This is a genomic window from Novipirellula sp. (assembly GCF_041583735.1).
Taxonomy (GTDB): Bacteria; Planctomycetota; Planctomycetia; order Pirellulales; family Pirellulaceae; genus Novipirellula.
The window spans coordinates 1-3,472 of the sequence record NZ_JBFHFD010000796.1; the positions used below are offsets into that span (position 1 = coordinate 1).

The 3,472-nt window shown below is 51.5% G+C and carries 3 protein-coding genes; all 3 read right to left on the reverse strand.

The genetic code is table 11. The annotated features are described in order from the left end of the window. Positions 1 to 388 precede the first annotated feature (388 nt). Positions 389 to 949 carry a DUF1569 domain-containing protein gene (locus ABX962_RS32865; protein ID WP_372725913.1) on the reverse strand — a complete coding sequence of 187 codons (561 nt, stop codon included), beginning with the start codon at positions 947 to 949 and terminating at the stop codon, positions 389 to 391. Between the two features lie 310 nt (positions 950 to 1,259). Then, complete coding sequence (locus ABX962_RS32870; RefSeq protein WP_372725914.1) at positions 1,260 to 2,228, reverse strand: muconolactone Delta-isomerase family protein; 969 nt, start codon at positions 2,226 to 2,228, stop codon at positions 1,260 to 1,262. Positions 2,229 to 2,465: 237 nt separating this feature from the next. Further along, complete coding sequence (locus ABX962_RS32875; RefSeq protein ID WP_372725915.1) at positions 2,466 to 2,753, reverse strand: alcohol dehydrogenase catalytic domain-containing protein; 288 nt, start codon at positions 2,751 to 2,753, stop codon at positions 2,466 to 2,468. Between the last annotated feature and the right edge of the window lie 719 nt (positions 2,754 to 3,472).

Sequence of the window (3,472 nt, forward strand, 5' to 3'; positions counted from 1 at the left end):
CATACCACGTTGGACCGCCAAGGCCAATTCATCGAATACTAATTTCCAATCGGGGTGCGAGGTAATTATCTTCGGTTGTCGAGGTGCTAAGTTGATCCCATGAGTGTTGTCGCTGGTCGGGCCAATGACACAGCAAGTTTTATCGCCTGTGCGACGAGAACTTATCTCCGCTTGGGGAATCACCGAGTATCGGAGAACCAGAATCTCAGGTCAAGTAATTTGGTTGGCAAATGCTCATGGTGGACATATTGATTTGCCAAACGTGTAGTCAGCAAAAAAAACATATTGCTGGGGTTGTACGATTCTGCGTTCGGGGAACGCCGCGTGTTTGCTGGGCAAGTCCTGCGTTAAGGCACTGTTCAGAAATAACTTCGTCAATCGAGTCTTATTACAAATCACGCGGGTGAAGTGTTTTCTCTGTAGTGGACGAGGCTACGAGTCCCGTCGTGCCACTAAGTCGCTGGGACTCGTAGACGATGTTTGATCGAGATACGTGGGGCACTGCAAAACTCAAATGATGAGCGCAATGCCACTGTTGCAATTGAAGCCACTGTCCCCGGTTTAACCGCCCGAGCATCGGATAGGTCTCAACGAATTTGGTGTCGGGCTGCATTAGGGTATCGCAAAGTTCATAAAAGCGATTTGCACAGGAATCTTCATCAAGATCTGCGGAGGGCTGAATCTCCTTTGGAGCCTTTCCACGCAATTTCGACGGCTTCCCAACACGCAACGTGCGGCTGAACATCACTCGAAACAGTGGCCGCAAAAGAACAGGGAACGTGAACTCAGCACCGGTGAGCGTCATCTGCAACGAAAGATTCAGGTGGTCGAGAATCTGGGCAAGACTCCATTGCCCGGTCAACTCATTGCCAACTTGACGCAAGTGACGAACGTCCTCGCAAGCGGCGTTCAAATTGGGGAAGTACAGATCCATTCGTCTTTGAGGCATTCAGAGTTCTCTTTCTATGTTTCCTGTAACAGGTCAATGCAGAATGAAAGTGGTAGATTCGTCAAAGATAGTATCCGTTATACCAACCGGATAGGACGACCTTGTTAAGTCCCGAGAGTATGTTCGTTGGCAGCCTTCGGTGTCAAGGAAACGGATCGATCGTGGGTTGCATCAAAGTCACTCGTGGAAATGTCAAGTTCTGAAAAATGATGGCTGGATAAACTGAGACGTAGCAATCCGCCATCAACCTTACGCATCTTTCGACGCGTCTTTCGTGCCAGATGCAATATTTTTCGCTTGCAACGTGTCGCTATACGGGCTTATGAAGCTTGGTGACTTCAGTCTCAAGGTAGTCTGCTAACGGCAGTTGTCCGAACCAGTCCTGGACCTCCGCAGCGTCGGTCGCACGCAACGTCATGAAGACTCGCGGATTCGGATCGTCCATTTCCGAACGAGTAAACTCGAGTAGCCGTCCATCGCGTCGCCATTCGTCGATCATTTTGTGTTCGGCGGGTACCAGTCGATGAAATTCCTCGTCGAATGGTTTGACGAATCGAACGACCACCTGAAATCGGTTTTTCGTATCGACACTAAAGCTAGGAAAATCCGCAAGCGGCGGGAGCGTCAACAGAGTTTCATCGAAAAGCGACTCCATCCTTCGGTCAAGTTCCTGCAATTGCTCTCGGCGGCCCTCATCGCCGATGTGAGCGGGTGACCAGGCAACGAAGGGATCCAGCGGACGAAACCCGTTAAACCAAAAAATGCCGTGCTGAATAGGTGTCATCATTCGATCGAGTGCTGGGTTCACTCCCCAGCCACCATACGTCGCTTCACCCCCGCCGGTCGTCATTAGGACTAGACCGCGCTTGATGCCTCCGCCAATGCCGCCTTCGAACAGCTTGGGACCACCGTAAATTCGCCCAGCTGCCAAAACGCGGTCGGCCCAACCTTTCAAAATGGCAGGCATCCCAAACCACCAAAGTGGAAAGCTGAAGATGACTGCGTCGGCAGCTTCGAGCTTTTGCATCTCAGCTTCCACGTCAGCAGCGAACCCATCGTTTTCGGTTGCGTGAACTTCTTCGGCCTGTTGCTTGAGATAACCGGAGTCCTTGGTCGTCGTGAAGTTGCGGCGGTCCGAGACGGGGTCAAATTTCAACGCGTACAGATCGCTGAAGGTGACTTCGTGACCGAGCGAAAGAAGTTTCTCCTTAGCGCGTTTTGCAAGCGACGACGAAAAACTTTTTGGCTCATGGTGAGCGTGAACAATTAGAACTTTCATAGGGAATCTCAATAGATATGGGCAAGACGGCAGTATTAATATCAGTGAAAGAAAATGAACGGGCCAGCGTGTGGCCGTTCCTTTCCGCGGACGATTGGCTCGGGGCAAATGCGCTGCGCAAACACCCAGCCTCGCTGGTGCATGTCGATGCCGGTCAGGGTTCCCCCTTTTCGGTCATTGACTTGGTTACACGTTTCTTGTGGACGATTAAGCTTTGGTAGGGGAAAGGATCATGGGTTAAACCTCACCGGTCGAGTAGTCTTCTACACTCCGGTGTTTTGCCAGTTGCAGCGCGACATGGGCCACTCTGCCAACCGTTCCGGCGATGTCGATCCCAAGAAGGGCTGGCGTATCCGACGACAAAGGTAAGTCCTTCCCCCTGTGGCGAATCATCGTGTCGACCGTGTTCACGCTCGAAGCGGCGATCTTGACCAACACGTGGCCAGATTTCACGTCGGGTTTCGCAACATCCGCTGCTTCAAAAGTCGCGTTTTCGCCATAGGCGTGAATGAGCATCGCTTTCATTTTGTTTCTCCTGTCTGTTTGAAACTGTGTGTCTTTGGCCGTCTCCATGCACATAATACGAGTACGACTGCAACGAACAAGTACGCACATTTCCGATACGTAGGCACAAAAGGGATACCAAGAAAAAGCCCCAGCACACCAGTTACGTGCTGCCCGCCTGTCCCGTTGAAGCGACGTTGGAGCGACGTTGGCGGGAAGTTGTAAGGGATCGTACTTTTCTATTGGCTCGACGGCCGGCTTGGTTTCAGTGAACTCAAGCGGAAGATCGGTTGTGTCACACAGCGGATGCTGACAATTAGGTCATTTTGCTGTTCCGTGACATCGCAGGCGTGATGACCGTAGTGCCAAAGGATTAGTTGCTCTAATCGCGATCTTCGAAAGTGGCGTGCGAACGCACCGGAGCTAGCTTGCCATTCGGTTTTTTAGCGTCGAATTGTAATTGAAATCTCAATCCAGTCGACTCAAACAGATACCGTTAACTTTGCCAACTTAACCGAGTCAATCGGCCGACTTCCTTGCGGTTAAGGAACCGTTCGGAAATTACTTCGTCATTTCAAAATGTTTCCCGAATGACATGAACCCTCCGGTAGCGCTAGGGCCGTGCCGCTAGAGCTTTACTGGAATGAGCGTAGCTCGGCCAGCTTTAAAGGTAGTGGACGGGGCTACGATCCGAGCGTTGGATGTAGTGGACGAGGCTACGAGTCCCAGCGACTTATTGG

What these genes read in the sequence shown, in the direction of transcription:
- ABX962_RS32870 (WP_372725914.1), bottom strand. Translation starts at nt 2,228, where the DNA reads ATGAAAGTTCTAATTGTTCACGCTCACCATGAGCCAAAAAGTTTTTCG.
- ABX962_RS32865 (WP_372725913.1), bottom strand. Translation starts at nt 949, where the DNA reads ATGCCTCAAAGACGAATGGATCTGTACTTCCCCAATTTGAACGCCGCT.
- ABX962_RS32875 (WP_372725915.1), bottom strand. Translation starts at nt 2,753, where the DNA reads ATGAAAGCGATGCTCATTCACGCCTATGGCGAAAACGCGACTTTTGAA.